We start from the raw sequence: 20,657 nt of genomic DNA on the forward strand, positions 1-20,657 counted from the left end.
GACGTGCGCCTGCAGCACTTCTCCGTCCTCGTCGACCCAGCCGTTGCTCTGCGCGTGCCGAAGACCTCCGCCATCATTCCGTTCAGGTCACAGCCCTTGGCAATGCAGTGCCCGTGACCGCGGTGAGTGGATCCGATGTAGTCGGCGTCGCTGAGGTTCTCGCACACTCCGACGGCGATGGCTTCCTGGCCCGAGTAGAGGCCCCGGTCTTTTTCGAGCCTGGCGTTGTCGGCTTCTGCACCGTCCGTTGAACCACCGTCACACTCCTCGTTCTCGATCACTCGTCGCCATGCAGTCTCGTGTAGGTCACGGGCGAAGAGAAAGAGTTGCGTACGGTTGCCGGGAGTTGCGAAGGGTTGCAGCTGTTGACTTTCGAGCGTTGATTCAGGCGCCGCTCAGGCTGCCGCGTCTGATCTTGGCCAGCGCGCGGTGTTGGACGAGTTCGACGGCGCTCGTTGTCGTTCTCAGTGACAGCGCCGTCTCGCGCACGTCGAAGCCGACAACGATGCGAGCTACCAAAACATTGCGTTCGACGGCCGACAGATCGCCGAACGGCAGAGTGAGTCGACTCGATGCGGGTAGCGAATCGATTTCGCGACTGATCGCGTCGGACAGATGCGCGAGGAACGCTTCTCCGGCGCGTCTTCGTCGCCGTATGTCGGCCAGGACGGATCTGCAGATCCTGACGGCAATACGATCAGCGTCGAGCGGTCGCAGTTCGGCACGACAGCGCCGCGTCACCAGAGGCACGATGCGTTGAAGGAGTTCCGCAATCGCATCCCGATCCCCTCGGGACGCATCGTCGGCAACACTGTCGATCGAATGTCCACCTGCCCTGCTTGTCATTCCGATCTCCCCCTGGTTCGGCCCTCGGTCGAATTCCCGACACTGCTCAGGTTTTGAACTCGTCAGGGGCGTATCGGCTCGGGGCAGATCCCGGTTTGTTCCCCGATGATGTTGATCTCGGCGTTGGAACGAGGATCAGCGCCGTAGTTGATCTGGTCGGTGCACTTCTCGGAGGGCTCGACGGCATCGGGTGGGAGCGGCGCCGGGCACGAACCCGTCCGCTCTCCGATGCTGTTGATCTCCGCATTCGAACGAGGATCACCTGCATAGTTGATCTGATCGGTGCACTTGGTCGGCCCAGTAGCCGGACCAGGGGTCGCAGGGGCAACCGCGCTGGTCGAGACCGGGGTCCAGGCCGGCGCTGCTCCGCCTGCCGGGGCTCCGGGAGTGGATGTGTCCGCACCACCGCCCACAGAGCTCGAGCTTTCGACTGTCTCCGACGTGGTCGCTGCGGTCAGCGGCGGTGCGGTCGTCGACGCCGCGACCACCGACGTAGTCGTCGATTCGTGTCCAGGGACGCTGGTGTCGTCACTCGAACACCCGGTCATCGCACACACCGCTCCGATCGTCAGTACGGCCAGCAGCACTCGCAGACGCCGAGTCTTGTTGGTCAGCAATACTTCAGGCATTTGCTCTCACACTCCTCGATACGCGGATCAGATCGTTCCGCCCACGCGGTGAACACCGACGTGACTCACTCTAGGAGCCTGATTCCATCGGTTTCGTAACAGAATTCCGTCGGTCGCGTACCAACTCTCGACGGTCCTGACATTCATACGATTACGTAACGGTAGGTGGCGAAATCCCGATATCGAGATCACGTGTGATCGTATGAAAGTGCACATGCCGATGAGACAGTTCGCACCGGCCAGGGAGGGAAAGTGTTGTATCGGAATGACATCTGCGGCGGTCGATCAGACCGCAGTCGCAGACGGTTCGGTACAGCGCTCGCGGCAGCAGCCCTCGGAGCTTCCGTGATCACCGGGTGCGCATCCACCCAGGGCGTTGTGATCGAAGGCGATGTCGCGTCCACCGGGTTGCCCGTCACGCAGCCCGCAGACCTGGCCAGACGGGTTGCCGAAAATTCGAGATTGGGACGAGCGCTCCTCGACGATCCCGGGGTGTCAGAGGGAGTGAAAACCGAACTTCGATCTTGCCCGGACTGGTATCCGATCTCGGTCGGATCCATCCTTCTCGATCCAGGCGCACCTCGTATCGTGCCGGAGACCGAACTCGTCGTCATGAATGTGTATCCGTGCCAACCGGCCCACCAACCCGGAACCGGAGTGTCGATTTCGGTCAACCTTGCCGGCTACGTCTACCGCAGCGGCAAGGCCGGTTCGAGTGAAGACAATCGCGAACTGGGTGAGCGCCTGTTCTCCGTCGAAGAGCGCGGAAAGTTCATCGTCAGCGGTCAGCGCGCCGCGAGTTTGTCAGTCCTGGAAACGGATCCGCGACCTCCAGAGTTCAAATGTTGCCCACGTCCACCGCTGCGAACCGAGTTCCACTGGGATGGAATGGAGTTCATCCGTGATTGATCGCCGTCGTCGCGTGATGCTCGCCGGTGTTTGCCTGCCGGTCGTGATTGCTCTCGCCTCCTGTACCACCGAACCAGAATCCGAACCCGCTCCGAATGTCGCGGCATCACTCGACCCTTCGGATCTATCGCAGGGACTGAGCATCGATCCTGTTGCCCTCATCAGAGCAGACCCAGAGGTATCCGATGTGGTCAAGGACAGTCTCCGGCTGTGCGGTGATGCGAACTTCCCCTACGAAATCCGATACTCCCCTGTGACGGATGCCGTTTGGCAAGATGCCGTCGTCAATGTTTTCACCTGCGAGTCTCTCGGCGCCTGGGGACGCCCCACACCGCCAGTCGCTTTCACAATCGCCGGCTTCGTCTATCAGATCGACGAAGCCGGCGCGCACAAAGTGTTCGAAGTGCAAGATCCAGGACGCTACGTCGTCGGCTCCCCCGGAGGTCTGTCGGTCATGGTCGACCTGTGCAAAGACCCTGGCATTCCGGAGTTCTGTCAATCGTCGACTGCGTACAGGTGGACCGGTGAAGGGTTTGAGAGTGTTCCGTTCCCATGAAAGCGAATGCCGATGAGTGATCCGTTGATTTTGCTGGTCGAAGACGACGCCGTCATCCGCGAAGCCACACAATTGAATCTCGAACGCAACGGTTTTCGGGTGATCACCGCATCAGGTGGGTTGACCGGAATGGAATTGGCCGTCGGCGCCAAGCCGGACATCGCCGTCCTCGACGTGATGCTTCCCGACCTCAACGGAATCAGCCTGTGCCGTCGTATTCGTGAGGAACTCTCGGTGCCGGTCATCATGCTGTCCGCGCGCGACGACCCGGTCGACATAGTTCTCGGATTGGAAGCCGGCGCCGACGACTACGTCACCAAGCCGTTCGACAGCGGTGTCCTGGTGGCACGCATCCGAAGTGTGCTCCGGCGGGTCGAATCCCATTCCGGTACGGAGAAAGACATCGTGACTCTCGGCGATCTGGAGATCGATCGGGAGCTGGTCACGGTCACTCGTTCTGGTGACGAAGTGGCACTCACTCCCACCGAGATGAAGCTGCTGCTGGTCATGGTGAGTGTGCCGCGCAAAGTCTGGTCTCGCTCCGAACTGCTCTCGGACGTCTGGGATTACGACTGGGGCGGCGATACCCGAATCGTCGACGTTCACGTTCAGCGATTGCGCACGAAGATCGGCTCCGAACAGATCCGCACCGTCCGAGGGTTCGGCTACACGATGGACAACCATCGGTGAGATCGCGGGATCTGGCAGCCAAGCTCCCGTCCACCGGCAGGCGGTTGTCGTTTCAGTGGAAGATCGCTGCGGCCATCACGTTCGTGATCGCCGTCGCCTCGATCACCCTCAGTACCGTGATGCATCAAACCTTTTCACACAACCAGGAGGACGCAGCCCGGGCGGCAGCTGATCGCAATCTCCAACTGGTGCTGCAGGACGAAACAGGCAGCATGCGTGCATTGTTCCGCGCCACCACGGATGGCCTGGACGTTCCGGAAGAGTTGCGCGAGGCCGTCGCCGGCGGCAAACGCGCCACCTACCTCGTCAACAGCGGGGACCAACCATTCGTCTGGGCAGCGGCCGACGTGAACACTCAGGTGGTGGCGATTCGCGTCCCGTACACCGCGCAGCGGGAATCGATCGCCAGCGTCGATCGGACACTTCGCAATGCCACCGTCGCGGTGATCGCAGCGGGAGCCGTCCTGGGCGTGCTGCTTGGACTCGCGATGTCGTATCGGTTGCGCTCGGCCGCCCGTGCGGCACGCAAAGTGTCTACCGGAGCGGACATCCGCGTCCGCTCCGTCACCTGGTCACTCTTCGACGACGAGATCACCGAACTGGCGGATGCAGTCGACGCGATGTCCGATGCGCTACGAGGACAGCTCGACGCCGAGAAGCGCGTGACAGCCAACATCGCGCACGACCTCAGGACACCAATCTCCGGATTGGTCGGCGCCGCAGAGCTTCTGCCACCCGGTAGGCCAACCGAATTGGTGCGCGACGGCGTCCATAAACTCAGGAGACTCGCCGAGGACGTCATCGAAGTGGCCCGCCTCGACACCACCTCCGAGCAGGCAGACATCCAATCGGTGGAACTGGCACCGGTGGTGCGCCACGCTATTTCCACCACCGGGGTCGATTGTGAAGTGAGTGTTCACGGCACCCCTGCGTCGTACACCGACGCACGCAGACTCGAGCGGATCATCGCCAACCTGATCTTGAATGCTCGCAATCACGGAAAGTCGCCGATCAATGTCGACGTCGATCACTCCCGCATCACGGTGCAGGATCGGGGCAGCGGTTTCACTGAAGAGTGGCTTCGCCAGGGGCCGAGGAGATTTCAGACCGATTGCGTCGAACGCGGCCCGAACTCGGGCCTGGGCCTCGGCTTGACGATCGTAGTGGGGCAAGCGGCGGTCATCGGCGCTCGGATCGACTTCGCGAACCATCCGAACGGGGGCGCGGTGGTGACGATCGACCTTCCGGAGTGCTCGTCGGACGAGTTCGATTGACACCGAGGTAGTTCGCCCGATCGGCCGGGACACAGTGCCCCGGCCGATCATTGGTGCATCAGGCTCAAACCTGTCCGACAGTAACTCCGGTGCGAACGTCCGGTGCACCGAGGCGCGCCGCATCAGCCGTCAGGTCATCGGGCTGCTCCTGAGATTCCCGCTCGGCTGCAACGCGCAACCGGTAGTGCTCGATCTCCTCGGCAATGTGCTCGGGAGTCCAACCGAGCACCGGCGCAACCAGTTCCGCCACTTCGGCAGCTGCCGCATCGCCGCGATCGGTAACCTCGATGGAGATGCGAGTACGACGGGTCAGGATGTCGTCGAGATGCTGCGCACCCTCGTGGCTCGCAGCGTAGTGAATCTCCGCCTTGAGGTACTCGGGGGCGGAGTCCAACGGCTGCCCCAGTTCCGGTCGCGCCTCGACGAGTTCGAACAACTCGTCGGCCAGAGTGCCGTACCGACCCAGTAGATGCTCGATGGTCGAAACGTGCAGTCCCGTGCGCTCAGCGGTGAGATGCCGATTGTTGTGCGCGGCAAAGTAACCGTCGGCACCCACAAGTTGGATACGCTCGGTGCAGGACTTCGGCACCTTCTGTTCCAATCCGTGCACCGCGGAATCGACTGCGTCCTTGGCCATCACGCGGTAGGTGGTGTACTTGCCACCAGCGACCACCGTCAAACCTCGGACCGGACTCGACACCGCGTGCTCACGCGAGAGAGTGCTGGTCGAATCCGATTCGCCGAACAGCAATGGACGCAATCCCGCATACACACCGACGACGTCCTCGTGCGTCAACTCGTCCTGAAGGAGCTTGTTGACATGTCCGAGGATGTAGTCGATATCGCTTCGACTCGCTGCCGGATGCGCGAGGTCGAGGTTCCAATCGGTGTCCGTGGTACCGATGATCCAGTGGCTTCCCCACGGGATCACGAACAGCAGGCTCTTCTCGGTCCGCGTGATGATCCCGGTCGAGGAGTTGATCCGGTTGCGCGGGACAACCAGGTGAACGCCCTTGGAGGCGCGAACCTGGAATTGTCCTCGCCCACCGACCATTTCCTGAATCTCGTCAGTCCACACACCGGCCGCGTTGATGACCTGGCGAGCACGAATCTCGAAGGCGCGACCCGTTTCCAGATCCACCGCCTCCACACCGACGACGCGGTCCTCCTCACGGAGAAAACCGACGACGCGGGTGCTGTTGACGCACAGGGCGCCGTACTCGGCCGCCGTGCGCGCCAGCATCATCGTGTGGCGGGCATCATCTACCTGACCCTCGTAGAACTTGACCGAACCCCGGATAGCAGAACGCTTCCCGGAAGGGAAGGATTCGAGAGTCTTCTTCTTGCCCACATGCTTGTGGTGTGAAGGAACCCCGCGGCCTGCGCCCATCACGTCGTAGACACCGATGCCCAATCCGACGTACGGCCGGTCGATCAGCTTCTCGAGCGGGTAGATGAACGGCACCGGCTTCGCGAGATGCGGGCACAGCGAGTTCAGAACCAGCGACCGCTCACGCAGCGCCTCGAACACGAGCGCAAAATTGAACTGCTCGAGGTAACGCAGTCCGCCGTGGAACAACTTGCTTGATCTGCTCGAGGTTCCGGATGCAAAGTCGCGAGCCTCCACCAAGCCCACCTTCAGACCGCGAGTTGCGGCGTCGAGCGCGCTACCCGCACCGACCACGCCACCGCCGATGACCAGGACGTCGAGTTCGGTTTCTTCCAACTTCTTCAACGACTCCGCCCGCGAGGACGGACTCAATGCTTGTGCTGTGCTCATGAAAACTGTTCCTTCACTTGAAAATAGGTAGAAATGCGGGCGCCGCGATCAGTCTGCGTCGACCCAGTCGAGTGTCCGAGTGACGGCTTTCTGCCAGCCTGCGTACAGTCGCTCGCGCTCGGCCGAATCCATCGACGGCGTCCAGCTCTTGTCCTTCGCCCAGTTGCTGCGAATGTCGTCCTCGCTCTCCCAGTACCCGACTGCGAGACCAGCGGCGTACGCAGCGCCCAATGCCGTGGTCTCCGCAACGACAGGGCGGATCACCTCGACGTCGAGCAGATCGGCCTGAAATTGCATGAGGAGTTCGTTCGCGACCATTCCGCCGTCGACCTTGAGTACCTTCAAGTCGACACCCGAGTCGAGGTTCATCGCCTCGATCACCTCACGACTCTGGTACGCAGTCGCTTCGAGTACCGCCCGGGCAAGGTGCCCCTTGTTCACGAACCGGGTCAGACCCACGATCGCCCCGCGGGCATCCGCGCGCCAGTGCGGTGCGAACAGACCCGAGAACGCGGGCACGAAGTACGCGCCACCGTTGTCGTCCACGGAGCGTGCGTTCACCTCGATGTCGGCCGCGTTGTCGATCATGCCGAGGTTGTCCCGAAGCCACTGCACCAGCGAACCGGTCACGGCGATCGATCCTTCCAGCGCATAGACAGTGGGCTGCTCGCCTATCTTGTAACAGACCGTCGTCAACAATCCGTTCTTGCTCATCACTTTTTCGGTGCCGGTGTTGAGGAGCACGAAGTTGCCGGTTCCGTAGGTGTTCTTCGCTTCTCCGGGTGAGAGGCAGGCCTGACCGAAAGTCGCTGCTTGCTGATCGCCGAGGATTCCGGCGATCGGCACGCCGGACAACGTTCCACGCTCGCGCACGAATCCGAAAGTTTCGGACGAGCTGCGAATCTCGGGGAGCATCGATTCGGGGATGCCCATGTCGGCGCAGATCGCCGAATCCCAAGCGAGAGTGTCGAGATCCATCAACAGGGTGCGCGACGCGTTGGTGGGGTCGGTTGCGTGCACTCCGCCGTCGACGCCGCCGGTCATGTTCCACAGCACCCAGGTGTCCATCGTGCCGAAGCACAACTCGCCTGCTTCGGCCTTCTCACGCGCACCCTCGACGTTGTCGAGAATCCATTTGACCTTGGGACCCGAAAAGTACGTGGCCAACGGCAATCCGGTCACTTCGGTGTACTTCTTCGGCCCGTCCTCGCCGGCGAGTGCAGTACAGATTCGATCCGTGCGTGTGTCCTGCCAGACAATGGCGTTGTAGACGGGTTTTCCGGTGGCGCGTTCCCACACCACCGCTGTCTCACGCTGATTGGTGATGCCGACGGACGCGATATCGGCCGCGGTCAGGTCTGCGTTTGCCAAAGCGCCCGCGGTGACGTTGCGGACGTTGTCCCAGATCTCGATCGGATCGTGCTCGACCCAACCCGCCTGCGGGAAGATCTGCGAGTGCTCATGCTGTTCGACGGCAACCACGTGCCCACTGTGATCGAAGATCATGCAACGAGTGGAGGTGGTTCCCTGGTCTATCGCGGCTACGAACTGCGCCATCGTGCTACCCCTTTGGTGTCGAAGAAAGTGCGAAAGGTTTACTGTCAGAGATGATGATTCGCCATCACGCCGGTATTGTGGCCGGCTCTTCGGTCGCCTTCTCCACCGACTCGTCAGGCAGGAATCGTCCAACCAGCTTGTCGTAGAGGAACACCCCGATCGGAGCGCCGATCAGCGGTCCCACGATAGGCACCCAGAAATACAAACTTCCGTACTGGTCCCGCCACGCACTGCCGTAGCCGGTGAGGTACGACGCCAGTCTCGGGCCGAAGTCACGGGCCGGATTGATGGCGTAACCCGCGTTGGTCGCCCAGGCGAATCCGATTCCCACCACGATCAATCCGACGACGAAGGGCGCCAGATTCGCAAGCGGCGGGGTGCCGCGGGAATCCGTCACGGCAACGATGAGGAACAGCAGGATGGCCGTACCGATGATCTGATCGATCAGCGCCGAGCCGAGACTGACCGGAAGCGTTCCGTTTCCGGGCATCGTCGAGAAGATCGTCTGAGTGGCCGTGGTGTGTCCGGGATCGATGGCGTTGAGCATGTCGTTGTAATTCCACCGAACGATCAACGCCGCGACGAAGGCTCCCGCAGTCTGCGCCAGCGTGTACGGCAGCACCTTGCGCCAGGAGAAGTCCCGGAAGATCGCGAAGGCGAACGTGACTGCCGGATTCAGATGAGCACCCGTCGCCCGGCCTGCGACATAGATGCCGAACATCACGCCGAGTCCCCAGGCCCACGCAATGCTGTCGTGTCCACCGAGACCCCCTGCGCTCCCGCCGGACACCACCTGCGCCACTACCCCGACGCCGAACAAGATCAAGATCATCGTTCCTGCAAACTCGGCTGCCAACTCGCCGGGAAGCCCCAATCGCTTGGCTTTCTCCATCCCACCCTCACTTGATTGTGATGCATGTCACAGTTTTGACTGCTGCACTCGTAGCGTAAGTCCCTTTGCACATTCACGCATAGCCCGTGCACATATGTGCAAGTTGCCCATTTACGCACCGTAACGCGGGTAACAGACACACTTCAGGGACTTCGCCTGATCGAACGATTCAGCCTGGTCCTACTCGGATAAGATTCGGTTCAGTGCTCTTGCACGTACGTGCAGACAGGACGGAACCATGGAAACTCCAACTCCCACTTCCGACTCCCCGACCTCCGATCCCGCGGACCCGCGTATCGCCGACGCCGTTCAGGCCGCTCGCCTCTACTACTTCCAAGATCAGACGATGGCTGCCATCGGGCGCGACATGGGAGTCTCCAGATCCACCGTCTCCAGGTTGATCACCTACGCACGCACTTCGGGACTCGTCGAGATCAAGATCAGCACGCCGCACGGCCAGGCGCCTCGCATCGAACGCGAGTTCTCGGAACGGTACGGAGTACGCGCACACGTCGTGACCGTGCCGGAACTGGTGGGGGATCTCGAGCGACTCGAGAAGGTCGCCACTTTCGCGGGGCGCCTGTTGGCCTCGTTCTTCGACAGCGACATGGTGATGGGAATCGCCTGGGGAACCACTCTCAGTGAAGTCAGCAAGCACCTCGCCCCCAAACGCACGTACAACTCCTACGTCGTGCAACTCAACGGTGCCGCAAATACCCGCACCACGGGAATCTCCTACGCCAGCGACATCATCAGAACCATCGCCGACGCCTACGGCGCTCTGCCACAAGGATTTCCGGTACCTGCATTCTTCGACTACCCGGAAACCCGGGAACAATTGTGGCGCGAACGCAGCATCAAGCGAGTACTGGACATGCAGAAGCGAATGGACCTGGCAGTCTTCAGCATCGGCGTCCCGGGCGGCAATGTGCCGAGTCACGTCTACACCGCCGGATACCTCGAACCCGATGAAGCAGAAGCACTTCGACGCGACGGAGTGGTCGGGGACATCGCAACCGTGTTCTTCCGGTCCGACGGGAGCTATCGCGGCATCGAACTCAACGAGCGCGCGAGTGGTCCGCGACTTGACCTTTTCGAGAAGGTCGCCAGACGCGTGTGCATCGTCGCCGGAACAGCAAAACTGCCCGCCCTGGCGGGAGCACTACGGGGCGGGCTGATCACCGACCTGATCATCGACGACGTCAGTGCCACCGCGCTGGTGTCCTGACCGCTGCACCAGTTTCTCGATTCCGTCGAGCAGAAGGCCCAGCGAGAAACTGAAATCGAAAGCATCATCGCCGGCCGCCTCGCCTTCCGGGCTGCCGTCCTCGAAGCCGCCCTCCTCGATTGCAGCACTGAGGTAGGGAAAGTCCTCGCGGTTGATGACTCGCGCGATGAGGGCGCCGTAAGCCACGTCGTCATCTGCAGACTGCGCCGACCGCGAAGCCAGGTCAGCCGAGAATCGGGCGCGGCCGATCACGAACAACGACACATTGGTCACCACCTGGAACTTCGATGCGGCACTCAGAGCGACGCCGTCGAGTGCGCTCAGCCCCGCGTCGAGCCACGCCATGTTGTTTGGTCCGGTCGGCGGGGCGGTGATGGGCAGCTTGAGCCACCAGGGCCGACTCAGCATCGTGGCGTACTCCTGGTTCGCCCACGCCTCGAGCTTGACGCGCCAGGTCACGCCGTCGGGAATTATCGGCGGTGGGCCTATCACTCGATCCGAAATCAGTTCGATCAGTTCATCTTTGCTCGCCACGTAGCGGTAGAGCGACATCGTCGTGAACCCGAGCGCTTTGGCCACCCGGCCCATCGACAGCGCCGTGACGCCTTCCGCGTCGGCCAACTCGATCGCGGTGTCGAGAATGTGCTCGAGACTGAGCCCCTTCTTGGGACCCCGAGTTCCGGGCTGATCCAGTCCCCATGCCAGTTCGACCGCTCTCGGTAGCGCGCCGCCATCCATACAGCTCCCACTCTTCGCTCTTGCCATCATCCTAGAACTGTGTACGCTATAAACACGAGTTTATGCCATACACAGTTACCTCGGAGGTTTCAATGCCAGGAACGATCCCCACAATCTCGGTCCGCGGACTCCGCAAGCACTACGGCGATCAACAGGTTCTGGGCGGACTCGACCTGTCGGTACCAGCAGGATCGGTGTACGCCCTCCTCGGCGCGAACGGCGCCGGAAAGACCACAGCGGTAAGAATTCTCACCACCCTCATTCCTTTCGACGCCGGCGAGGTCACCGTGGCCGGTCATTCACTCCCCGGCGATCCCCAGAACGTTCGCCGACGCATCAGCGTCACCGGGCAATATGCTGCCGTCGACACACTGTTGACCGGCTCCGAGAACTTGACTCTCCTGGGCGAACTGCATCACCTGGGCCGGAGGAACTCTCGTAGACGTGCCGACGAACTGCTCGACCAGTTCGACCTGACGGACTTCGGCGACAAGCGAGCGGGCGACTACTCGGGCGGCATGCTCAGACGACTCGACATCGCAATGAGCCTGGTCGCGCAGCCGGATGTCGTCTTCCTCGACGAACCCACCACTGGCTTGGACCCGAGAAGCCGCCACGAAATGTGGTCGATAGTTCGTGGTCTCACAGCGTCGGGTGTCACGATCTTCCTCACCACCCAATACCTCGACGAGGCAGACGAATTGGCCGACACCGTCGGCGTGCTCAGCGGTGGCCGTCTGGTCGCCGAGGGAACACCCGACGAACTCAAGCGTCTTGTTCCCGGCGGCCATGTCGCACTGCAATTCGAGAACCTGACCCAACTCGATCTCGCCGCGGCGTCACTGCCACAAGCACACTCGAATGCCGAGACCTTGACCCTGCACATCCCTTCCGACGGAACCGTTCCGTCGATCAAGGCCATCCTCGACTCTATCGACGACCCGTCGATCACCGTCGAGAAGTTCTCCGTTCATACCCCAGACCTGGACGACGTGTTCTTCGCGCTCACCGGATCCGGCCAACCCGAGATTGCGAGCATTCGATGACGTCCACCATTGCAGTCGATTCCGCTGTGATGCTTCGCCGTAATCTCAAACACGTTCTGCGCAGCCCGGATTCGATGATCACTGCGATAGCACTGCCGGTAATACTCATGCTGCTGTTCGTCTACGTCTTCGGTGGCGCCATCAACACCGGTACCGAGTACATCGACTACGTCGTGCCCGGAATCATCCTTCTGTGCGCCGGTTTCGGCGCCTCGACCACCGCCGTCAGCGTCTCGAGCGACATGAAGGACGGGATCATAGACCGTTTCCGGACGCTCGCGATCTCACCGTCGTCCGTCCTGACCGGACATGTGCTCGCCAGCGTCGTCCGCAATGTTCTGACGACAGCGATCGTGGTTCTCGTCGCGCTCATCATGGGGTTTCGTCCGACCAGTGATCCTCTACGGTGGCTGGGTGTCGCCGCCGTGATCGTCGCCTTCGTGTTCGCGATGTCATATCTGTCAACGGCATTGGGGCTCCTGGCCCGGAACCCTGAGGCAGCAAGTGGTTTCACCTTCGCCATCATGTTCCTGCCCTACGTCAGCACTGCCTTCGTGCCGGCCGAGACCATGCCGTCCTGGCTGCAAGGGTTCGCCCGCCACCAGCCGGTGACACCGATCATCGAGACGGTGCGCGGACTCTTGATGGGTACTCCGATCGGAAACAGTGCCGTCATCGCGCTCGCATGGTGCCTGGGCATCGCGGCCTCGGGATTCGTGTGGTCGAACTGGCTCTACCGACGAAAGACGGCGCGCTGATCACACAAGAAAGCCCCACACCTGACGGTGCGGGGCCCTCGTGCTGTGCGCCTTTATTAACCGCCGGCGGTTAATAAAGGCGCACAGTAGATTACTTGGCGTCCAGCAGATCGATCACGAAGACCAAGGTCTTGCCGGAAAGCTGGTGACCTGCACCGGCGGGGCCGTATGCCAGCTCCGGCGGAATGGTGAGCTGACGACGTCCGCCGACCTTCATGCCCGGGATGCCGTCCTGCCAGCCCTTGATCAGGCCACGAAGCGGGAACTGAATGGACTCGCCACGGCTCCAGGAAGAGTCGAACTCTTCGCCGGACTCGAACTCGACACCGACGTAGTGAACGTCGACGGTGCCACCGGGAACGGCTTCGGCGCCTTCTCCGACAACCAGGTCCTTGATGACCAGATCGGTCGGCGCGGGGCCTTCCTGGAACTCGATTACGGGCTTGCTACTCATGGGTCCTCCTCGTTGAGGCGAAAATTGTGGGCAGGGGCTAGCGGGTGGTGATGTCCCGATAGTCGCGCTCGGTGTAGCCGGTGTAGATCTGGCGTGGGCGGCCGATCTTCGTAGCCGGATCCTCGTGCATTTCACGCCAGTGCGCAATCCACCCGGGCAGACGGCCCATGGCGAACAGCACCGTGAACATACGCGGCGGGAAGCCCATCGCGCGGTAGATGAGGCCGGTGTAGAAGTCGACGTTCGGGTAAAGCTTGCGCTCGATGAAGTAGTCGTCCGTGAGGGCGGCTTCCTCGAGTTGCATTGCGATGTTGAGCAGTTCATCGTCGCCGCCGAGCTTGGCGAGGATGGTGTGCGCGGTTTCGCGGACCAGCGCGGCGCGCGGGTCGTAGTTGCGGTAGACGCGGTGCCCGAAGCCCATGAGCTTCACGCCGTCTTCCTTGTTCTTGACCTTGCGGACGAACTCGGCTGCGGTACTGCCGCTGGCCTTGATCTCGTCGAGCATCTCGAGCACTGCCTGGTTCGCGCCGCCGTGCAGCGGGCCCCACAGTGCGTTGATGCCGGCAGAGACGGAGGTGAACAGGTTGGCGTCCGACGAGCCGACCATACGCACGGTCGACGTGGAGCAGTTCTGCTCGTGGTCGGCGTGCAGGATCAGCAGCATGTCGAGTGCCTTGGCGACCTCGGGATCGCCCTGGTACGGCTCGGCGGGGAAGCCGAACGTCATACGCATGAAGTTCTCGACCAGGTTCAACGAGTTGTCCGGGTACAGGAACGGCTGTCCGACGGACTTCTTGTACGCGTACGCAGCGATGGTCGGCAGCTTCGCGAGAAGACGGATGGTGGACAGTTCCACCTGCTCCGGGTCCTCGGGATCGAGCGAATCCTGGTAGTACGCCGACAGTGCGTTCACTGCGGACGAGAGAACCGGCATCGGATGAGCGTTGCGCGGGAAACCGTCGAAGAACCGCTTGAGGTCCTCGTGGAGCAGGGTGTGTCGACGAATGCGGTCCGTGAAGGACTCGAGCTGGGCGTCGGTCGGCAGTTCGCCGTAGATCAGCAGGTAGCTGACCTCGATGAACGTCGACTTACCAGCCAACTGCTCGATGGGATATCCGCGGTAACGCAGGATTCCCTTCTCACCGTCGATATAGGTGATTGCAGAACTGGTGGATGCAGTGTTCACAAAACCGGGGTCAAGGGTGGTGTACCCCGTTGTGGCCAGCAGCTTTCCCAGCTCGATGCCGTCATTGCCCTCAGTTGCCCTGGCAATGGACATCGTGTACTCACCACCGGGGTAAGTAAGCGTGGGCTTTGTGTCATTGTCAGCGGGCACGAAGGATCCCTCTCAAGCTCGAACCAACGAGTAACTACATGCGATCAACTAGAAACTAGTCGCACGGGAGATATCGTGCCGAAGGAGGGTCGCCCCACGGCTATTTTCCGGGTACTCGCGAACCCGACATACCCACCGAAACTGAAACATGTTTCAGGTTGAGTTTTCTCACTCGCGTGACCGGTACTCCAGTCTACTGAGTCGTGGGTTACCCACACTGATCTGCAAATCTCGACAGCAGCCCGAGACGTGGACGAACGACGGACCTTCCGGACCACTGACACGAGATACTGAAAACTGCTTGATATCGGCCGATGCCTGGGCGGCGTTACACGATCCCACGGTATGAGAGACGGATCACAGAGCCTTGATGCCCCAGCTACCCGTCCACGTCTGACCCGGTTGAAGCACCAGGAGATCGATGCCCGAGTTGAAGGCGTCAGGTGGGCAGGTCATCGGTTCCAATGCCAATGCGCGTCCACGGTCCGGATATCCCTTGTCATTGGCAGGATCTGCGATGAATGCCTGAATCCACGGGAACTCGCGGTTGGTCCACAGCGCGGTGCCCGTTCCATCCGGCGCGAGCAATTCGTGCTGAGTGCGACCACTCCCGTCGACGACGTCCAACGCGCTGTACGGAGTGTCCAACTGAACCCCGGCGAGCAGTCTCGGCGTCCGGAAGTCGTAGTCCGTACCGGCGACTGCCTGCGAATACGCATTCGGCAGCATCCTCGCCGGATCGATCGGCAGCCGCGTGCCGGCGGCCAGATGCAGAGCACATTCGTCGAGAGGAAAGTCGCCGGCGCGGATGAACGTATGCATTCCGAGCCCGAACGGCGACGAGGTCGCGCCCTTGTTCGTGGCCGTATGCGTCACCGTCAACCCGTCGACACCGACCTCGTAGGCGACCGACAGCTGCAACGGATACGGCCAACCCTTGTGCAGTCCGACATCCACCGACAGTTCGACGCGCTCGTAGGTGTGGTCGACGAGGGTCCAATTACGACGTCTGACAAACCCGTGGCTTGCGTTCCCCAGTGCCGGTTCGGTGATCTCGAGTTGATGCTCGATTCCGTCGAACATGAAGTGCCCGTCCCGAATCCGGTTGGGCCATGGCGCGAGAACCAATCCGGCAGAGAGCGGTGGCTTCGATCCGAGGGCCCAGGTTTCGGTCAGCGCGCGTTGACCGTTGGGACCCTCGTGATCAAGAAGCCGCAATCCTGCACCGGCCGCCGCGATCTCGGCGCGGTAACCGCCACCACGGATCTCGAACCCTCCCCTACCCGTGCTGTGCGGCGCAGTCATACGTACCAGTTTCCACCACGAGCGACCGGTTAACCAGGACGTCAGGCGGCGCGTCCCACCTTGTAACGAACGAACGCCGGAAATGCGAGAGCAGAAAGGACAACGCCGACAATCACCAGGAAGCCGCCGCCGGCCGCCGCGACACCGGTCCCGAACAGGAAGGCCGCACCGCCGTGCAGTACGTCACCGATGCGCGGACCACCTGCCACGACCACGATGAAGACGCCCTGCAATCGTCCACGCATGTCGTCGGTTGCCACTTGCTGGAGCATCGTGCTGCGGAATGCGGCCGAGACCATGTCGACGGCGCCGCCGAACGCAAGGAACGCCACCGCGACCCAGAGCAGAATCACGCTGGAACCGGGACTCGCGAAGTACACGGCAACGCCGAAGCCGACCATCGACAGGCCCCACAGTGCGATGCAGACCAGCACGGCGCGCCCCTGGTACTGCACCCGCGGCAACCAGCCCGAGAAGACTCCGCCCAGAACAGCTCCCACCGACATCGCCGCGAACAGCAGTCCGAGCGCAAAACCACCGCTGGCAGGGTCACCGAAGGATTCGTGTGCGATCTCCGGGAACAGGGCTCGCGACATCCCGAACACCATCGCGATGATGTCCACCACGAACGATGCGAGCAGAACTTTCTGCGTCGCCAGATACGTGAAACCGCCCAGGACCTCGCTCAATCCGGCCCGCCGAGAGGTTCCGGTCGGCGGAATCGCCGGGAGCTTCCACACTGCCCACAACGTGGCGAGCAGAAAGATCGAGTCGAGCAGGTACAGCAGTTGCAGACCAGCCGACGGAATGAGGACGCCGGCCAGCAGCGGGCCGGCTATCGCACCGAACTGCACGACGGTCATGTTCAGCGAGTTCGCAGCAGGTAACTGCCGGCCAGGAATCAGCCTGGGAATGATCGCCGCCCGCGTCGGCTGGTTGACCGCGAAGAACGCCTGTTGAACCGAGAACAAGCCGAGCACCAACCACACGTTGTTCACGTTCAGGGCAGCCTGGATCCAGAACAGCACCGACGTGACACCGAGTCCGACCGAGGTGATCATCAACAGCCGTCGTCGATCCATGACGTCGGCGAGTGCCCCGCCCCACAGACCGAAAACGATCAGCGGTACCAGACCGAAGATTCCCGTCAGACCGACGTAGGCCGAGCTTCGGGTGATCTCGTACACCTGCTGCGGTACGGCGACCACACTGAGCTGCGCGCCGATCACGGTGACGATGCCGGCCGTCCACAGCCGTCGATAGTCGCGATTCTCGAGCGGAGTCGTGTCCGCGAGTACCCGGCTCACGGCTGGAGACGGACGACGGACCACTGTCCGTCGACCAGGCTCGTGCGAACTCGATTGTGCATGCGGTTCGCGCGTCCTTGCCAGAACTCGACAGACTCCGGCCGGATCAGAATCCCGCCCCAGTTCGGTGGCACCGGAATCTCCCCGTCCACGCCGAATCGGGCAGCGACCTCACGCAGTTGCTCGTCGAGATCGGCACGCGAGTCGATCGGACGAGACTGCGACGACGCCCACGCCCCGAGCTGCGATCCGCGCGGCCTGGTTCGCCAATACTCCTGCGTCAGTTGAGCACTCACCCGCTCGGTCGCACCGCGGACGATCACCTGCCTGGCAAGGGTCAGCCATGTGAAGTTGACCGACGCGTACGGATGGGCGTCGAGTTGACGAGCCTTGTCGGATCCGTAGTTGGTGAAGAAGAGCACGCCGTCTTCGCTGAGGCCCTTGCAGAGCACGGTCCGCGACGCCGGGTGACCACGGCCGTCCACCGTCGACAGAGTCATGGCGTTCGGTTCCGGCGCGTCCGCTTCGACGGCGTCCACGAGCCATTGACGCATGAGGGGCAGCCATCCGGTCTCGACCACCGAGGTATCCAATTCCGCACTCATGCGGTCCTCGACGGACTCCGATTCGCTGCCTGCTTGCGGATAGCCCACACGCATGGCCGCGAGTTCGTTGTCCACCGCCTGCGGGTCCTGACGTTCATTCGACACAGCCGAGAACGCTACTCCCGGGTACTCACTGGCCAACGGCTACGCGGCACGCGCTAAAGTTTGCCGTGGCTAGACCCGACCCGGACCGCGAGCCGCTCCAGCGACAGCAACCGAATCGGGACGAGACGATTGCGCAGTACTAAACACGGTGCGTGCTCATCCCTGCGAGCACCGAGGCGCAGTCACTGAAGCTGAGGCAGTGCGACTGTAGACCTGGCGCACTCGAACGAGGAGAGTCCACGAGAATGGCAGCGAGCGCAGCAATACCGGACGATTTTGTGAGCGGACTCGAAGGCGTCGTCGCCTTCACCAGCGATATCGCAGAACCCGACAAAGACGGCGGCGCACTGCGCTACCGCGGAGTCGACATCGAAGACCTGGTCGGCCAGAGGGTCACCTTCGGCAACGTATGGGCCCTTCTCGTCGACGGCCGCTTCGGCCCCGGCCTCCCGCCGGCCGAGCCGTTCCCCCTCCCCATTCACACCGGCGACGTCCGTGTCGACGTCCAGGCCGGACTTGCGATGCTTGCTCCCATCTGGGGCTACCAGCCGCTCCTCGACATCGATGACGACACCGCCCGCGACCAGCTCGCCCGCGCATCCGTCATGGCACTGTCCTACGTCGCGCAGTCCGCTCGCGGCATCTACCAGCCCGCAGTCCCCCAGAGCCGCATCGACGAGGCCAAGACGGTCACCGAACGCTTCATGGTGCGCTGGAAGGGTGAGCCCGATCCGGCACACGTCGAGGCAATCGACGCGTACTGGGTCTCCGCAGCCGAGCACGGCATGAACGCCTCCACCTTCACGGCCCGCGTCATCGCCTCCACCGGCGCCGACGTCGCGGCCTCGCTCTCCGGCGCCATCGGCGCGATGTCCGGCCCGCTGCACGGTGGCGCTCCGGCCCGCGTTCTTCCGATGATCGAAGAGACCGAGAAGACCGGCGACGCCCGCGCACTGGTCAAGGGAATCCTCGACCGCAAGGAAAAGCTCATGGGCTTCGGACACCGCGTCTACCGCGCCGAAGATCCCCGTGCACGCGTGCTCCGCGCTACCGCGAAGCGCCTCAACGCTCCCCGCTACGAGGCTGCCGCAGCTCTCGAGCAGGCAGCACTGACGGAACTGCGTGAGCGTCGTCCCGATCGCGCGATCGAGACCAACGTCGAGTTCTGGGCTGCAGTCATCCTCGACTTCGCCGAGGTTCCCGCACACATGATGCCCGCCATGTTCACCTGTGGTCGCACCGCCGGCTGGTGTGCACACATCCTCGAGCAGAAGCGTCTCGGTAAACTGGTGCGCCCGGCCGCAATCTACACCGGCCCGGAGCCCCGCACTCCTGAGTCCGTCGAAGGCTGGGACCAGATCAGCCACGCGTGACACCCGCTCGAATTCGCCAATCACGGTAGTACAGAACACAAGTGAAGGAACAGAAAGAAGCGATGACCTCCACACCGATCATCCCCGCCGACCTCAAGCCCGCCGACGGACGCTTCGGCTGCGGTCCTTCCAAGGTTCGCCCCGAGCAGCTGCAGTCCCTGGTCGAGGTGGGCGCTTCGGTGTTCGGCACCAGCCATCGCCAGAAGCCGGTCAAGAACGTTGTCGCCAGCATTCGTTCCGGCCTCGCCGATCTGTTCTCACTGCCCGAGGGCTACGAGGTCGTCCTCGGTAACGGCGGAACCACTGCGTTCTGGGATGCGGCTGCATTCGGCCTCATCCGCGAGAAGTCGCTGCACCTGACCAACGGCGAATTCAGCTCCAAGTTCGCTTCGGTCGCCAAGGCCAACCCGTTCATCGGTGACCCGATCGTCGTTTCCGCAGATCCGGGCAGCGCACCGGTGCCGGTCTCCGACCCGTCCGTCGATCTCATCGGCTGGGCGCACAACGAGACCTCCACCGGTGTGTCGATCCCCGTCTCGCGTCCCGCGGGTTCGGAGAACGCCCTGATCGCCATCGACGCCACCTCGGGCGCCGGTGGACTTCCGGTCAACGTCGCCGATTCCGACGTCTACTACTTCGCTCCGCAGAAGTGCTTCGCTGCGGACGGCGGACTGTGGATCGCGCTGATGAGCCCGGCCGCCCTCGAGCGCGTCGCGGAGATCAAAGATTCGGGACGCTGGACGCCTGACTTCCTCTCGCTGCCCATCGCCGTGGACAACAGCTCCAAGGATCAGACGTACAACACCCCGGCCCTGGCCACCCTGTTGCTCTTCGCCAACCAGATCGAGTGGATGAACAGCAACGGCGGCCTCGACTGGACCACCGCTCGCACCGCGGATTCGTCCTCGCGCCTGTACAACTGGGCCGAGGCCAGCGAGTTCGCAACGCCGTTCGTCGCTGATCCGGCGCACCGCTCGCAGGTTGTCGGCACCATCGACTTCAACGACGACGTCAACGCTGCCGAGGTGGCAAAGATCCTGCGCGCCAACGGAATCGTCGATACCGAGCCGTACCGCAAGCTCGGACGCAACCAGTTGCGTGTCGGCATGTTCCCGGCCATCGACCCCGATGACGTCACCGCCCTCACCAAGAGCATCGACTGGGTCGTTTCTCAGCTCGGCTGATTTTCACACTGCTTCACCGCTCGGCCCTCGACATCATGTCGGGGGCCGAGCGTCGTTTGTGCAAGACCTTGTGAGCTACCACACC

At 62.4% G+C, this 20,657-nt stretch carries 20 protein-coding genes and 1 pseudogene; 9 read left to right on the forward strand and 12 right to left on the reverse strand.

From position 1 onward, the window contains the following. Nucleotides 1-50 precede the first annotated feature (50 nt). The 3 genes and pseudogenes from QM716_RS03150 to QM716_RS03160 form a co-directional block, all read right to left on the reverse strand. Nucleotides 51-256: pseudogene (locus tag QM716_RS03150) on the reverse strand (thiamine pyrophosphate-dependent enzyme); the annotation flags it as partial. Nucleotides 257-384: 128 nt separating this feature from the next. Continuing rightward, nucleotides 385-846, reverse strand: coding sequence for an RNA polymerase subunit sigma (locus QM716_RS03155; protein ID WP_283302318.1), 462 nt, complete (start codon nt 844-846; stop codon nt 385-387). A 62-nt stretch (nt 847-908) separates the two neighbouring features. After that, nucleotides 909-1,475, reverse strand: a complete 567-nt coding sequence (locus tag QM716_RS03160; protein WP_283302319.1) for a hypothetical protein — start codon at nt 1,473-1,475, stop codon at nt 909-911. A 252-nt stretch (nt 1,476-1,727) separates the two neighbouring features. Between QM716_RS03160 and QM716_RS03165 the strand changes: the two genes are divergently transcribed. Genes QM716_RS03165 through QM716_RS03180 form a run of 4 tightly spaced genes read left to right on the forward strand, consistent with a single transcriptional unit; the run spans nt 1,728 to nt 4,904 of the window. Then, the gene (locus QM716_RS03165; RefSeq protein WP_283302320.1) at nt 1,728-2,384 is read left to right on the forward strand and encodes a hypothetical protein; all 657 of its coding nucleotides are present in this window, start codon (nt 1,728-1,730) and stop codon (nt 2,382-2,384) included. Next, nucleotides 2,377-2,940 (forward strand): hypothetical protein, encoded by a 564-nt coding sequence (locus tag QM716_RS03170; protein WP_283302321.1) that lies wholly within the window; start codon nt 2,377-2,379, stop codon nt 2,938-2,940. The genes QM716_RS03165 and QM716_RS03170 overlap by 8 nt, the downstream gene beginning before the upstream one ends. A gap of 12 nt (nt 2,941-2,952) precedes the next feature. After that, on the forward strand, nt 2,953-3,630 hold the full coding sequence (locus QM716_RS03175) for a response regulator (protein WP_283302322.1): 678 nt from the start codon (nt 2,953-2,955) through the stop codon (nt 3,628-3,630). Next, complete coding sequence (locus QM716_RS03180) at nt 3,627-4,904, forward strand: sensor histidine kinase (RefSeq protein WP_283302323.1); 1,278 nt, start codon at nt 3,627-3,629, stop codon at nt 4,902-4,904. The genes QM716_RS03175 and QM716_RS03180 overlap by 4 nt, the downstream gene beginning before the upstream one ends. 64 nt (nt 4,905-4,968) lie before the next feature. Here QM716_RS03180 and QM716_RS03185 read toward each other — a convergent pair whose 3' ends face one another. The 3 genes from QM716_RS03185 to QM716_RS03195 all read right to left on the reverse strand — a co-directional run bounded on the left by QM716_RS03185 (nt 4,969) and on the right by QM716_RS03195 (nt 9,133). After that, nucleotides 4,969-6,684 carry a glycerol-3-phosphate dehydrogenase/oxidase gene (locus QM716_RS03185; protein WP_283302325.1) on the reverse strand — a complete coding sequence of 572 codons (1,716 nt, stop codon included), beginning with the start codon at nt 6,682-6,684 and terminating at the stop codon, nt 4,969-4,971. 48 nt (nt 6,685-6,732) lie between these two features. After that, nucleotides 6,733-8,241, reverse strand: coding sequence for a glycerol kinase GlpK (glpK, locus tag QM716_RS03190; protein ID WP_283302326.1), 1,509 nt, complete (start codon nt 8,239-8,241; stop codon nt 6,733-6,735). Nucleotides 8,242-8,305: 64 nt separating this feature from the next. Then, nucleotides 8,306-9,133: an MIP/aquaporin family protein gene (locus tag QM716_RS03195; protein WP_283302327.1), complete on the reverse strand. Its 828-nt coding sequence runs from the start codon at nt 9,131-9,133 to the stop codon at nt 8,306-8,308. A 238-nt stretch (nt 9,134-9,371) separates the two neighbouring features. Here QM716_RS03195 and QM716_RS03200 point away from each other — a divergent pair, with 238 nt between their 5' ends. Beyond that, nucleotides 9,372-10,361, forward strand: coding sequence for a sugar-binding transcriptional regulator (locus QM716_RS03200; protein WP_283302328.1), 990 nt, complete (start codon nt 9,372-9,374; stop codon nt 10,359-10,361). On the opposite strand, the gene QM716_RS03205 is transcribed toward QM716_RS03200, so the two are convergent. Further along, nucleotides 10,296-11,099: a TetR/AcrR family transcriptional regulator gene (locus QM716_RS03205; protein ID WP_283303037.1), complete on the reverse strand. Its 804-nt coding sequence runs from the start codon at nt 11,097-11,099 to the stop codon at nt 10,296-10,298. The genes QM716_RS03200 and QM716_RS03205 overlap by 66 nt on opposite strands. A gap of 92 nt (nt 11,100-11,191) precedes the next feature. On the opposite strand from QM716_RS03205, the gene QM716_RS03210 reads away from it, so the two are divergent. Continuing rightward, entirely contained in the window at nt 11,192-12,145 is a 954-nt protein-coding gene (locus tag QM716_RS03210) for an ATP-binding cassette domain-containing protein (protein ID WP_283302329.1), read from the forward strand. Next, nucleotides 12,142-12,903 (forward strand): ABC transporter permease, encoded by a 762-nt coding sequence (locus QM716_RS03215; RefSeq protein ID WP_283302330.1) that lies wholly within the window; start codon nt 12,142-12,144, stop codon nt 12,901-12,903. Before QM716_RS03210 ends, QM716_RS03215 begins: the two co-directional genes overlap by 4 nt. A gap of 91 nt (nt 12,904-12,994) precedes the next feature. Here QM716_RS03215 and QM716_RS03220 read toward each other — a convergent pair whose 3' ends face one another. From QM716_RS03220 to pdxH, 5 genes are all read right to left on the reverse strand, one after another. Continuing rightward, the gene (locus tag QM716_RS03220) at nt 12,995-13,357 is read right to left on the reverse strand and encodes an FKBP-type peptidyl-prolyl cis-trans isomerase (protein WP_003940440.1); all 363 of its coding nucleotides are present in this window, start codon (nt 13,355-13,357) and stop codon (nt 12,995-12,997) included. Between the two features lie 37 nt (nt 13,358-13,394). After that, nucleotides 13,395-14,693, reverse strand: a complete 1,299-nt coding sequence (locus QM716_RS03225; protein WP_020908786.1) for a citrate synthase — start codon at nt 14,691-14,693, stop codon at nt 13,395-13,397. A 357-nt stretch (nt 14,694-15,050) separates the two neighbouring features. Then, nucleotides 15,051-15,998: an aldose 1-epimerase family protein gene (locus tag QM716_RS03230; protein ID WP_283302331.1), complete on the reverse strand. Its 948-nt coding sequence runs from the start codon at nt 15,996-15,998 to the stop codon at nt 15,051-15,053. 41 nt (nt 15,999-16,039) lie between these two features. Beyond that, nucleotides 16,040-17,305 carry an MFS transporter gene (locus tag QM716_RS03235; RefSeq protein WP_283302332.1) on the reverse strand — a complete coding sequence of 422 codons (1,266 nt, stop codon included), beginning with the start codon at nt 17,303-17,305 and terminating at the stop codon, nt 16,040-16,042. Then, nucleotides 17,302-18,015, reverse strand: a complete 714-nt coding sequence (pdxH, locus tag QM716_RS03240; protein ID WP_283302333.1) for a pyridoxamine 5'-phosphate oxidase — start codon at nt 18,013-18,015, stop codon at nt 17,302-17,304. Before pdxH ends, QM716_RS03235 begins: the two co-directional genes overlap by 4 nt. A 245-nt stretch (nt 18,016-18,260) precedes the next feature. Here pdxH and QM716_RS03245 point away from each other — a divergent pair, with 245 nt between their 5' ends. Beyond that, on the forward strand, nt 18,261-19,388 hold the full coding sequence (locus tag QM716_RS03245; RefSeq protein ID WP_283302334.1) for a citrate synthase 2: 1,128 nt from the start codon (nt 18,261-18,263) through the stop codon (nt 19,386-19,388). Nucleotides 19,389-19,450: 62 nt separating this feature from the next. Next, a complete protein-coding gene (gene serC, locus QM716_RS03250) occupies nt 19,451-20,572 on the forward strand; it encodes a phosphoserine transaminase (RefSeq protein ID WP_283303039.1) in 1,122 nt (373 codons plus the stop codon). Nucleotides 20,573-20,657: the final 85 nt, after the last annotated feature.

It is taken from the genome of Rhodococcus sp. IEGM 1409 (assembly GCF_030056735.1).
Classification (GTDB): Bacteria; Actinomycetota; Actinomycetes; order Mycobacteriales; family Mycobacteriaceae; genus Rhodococcus_F.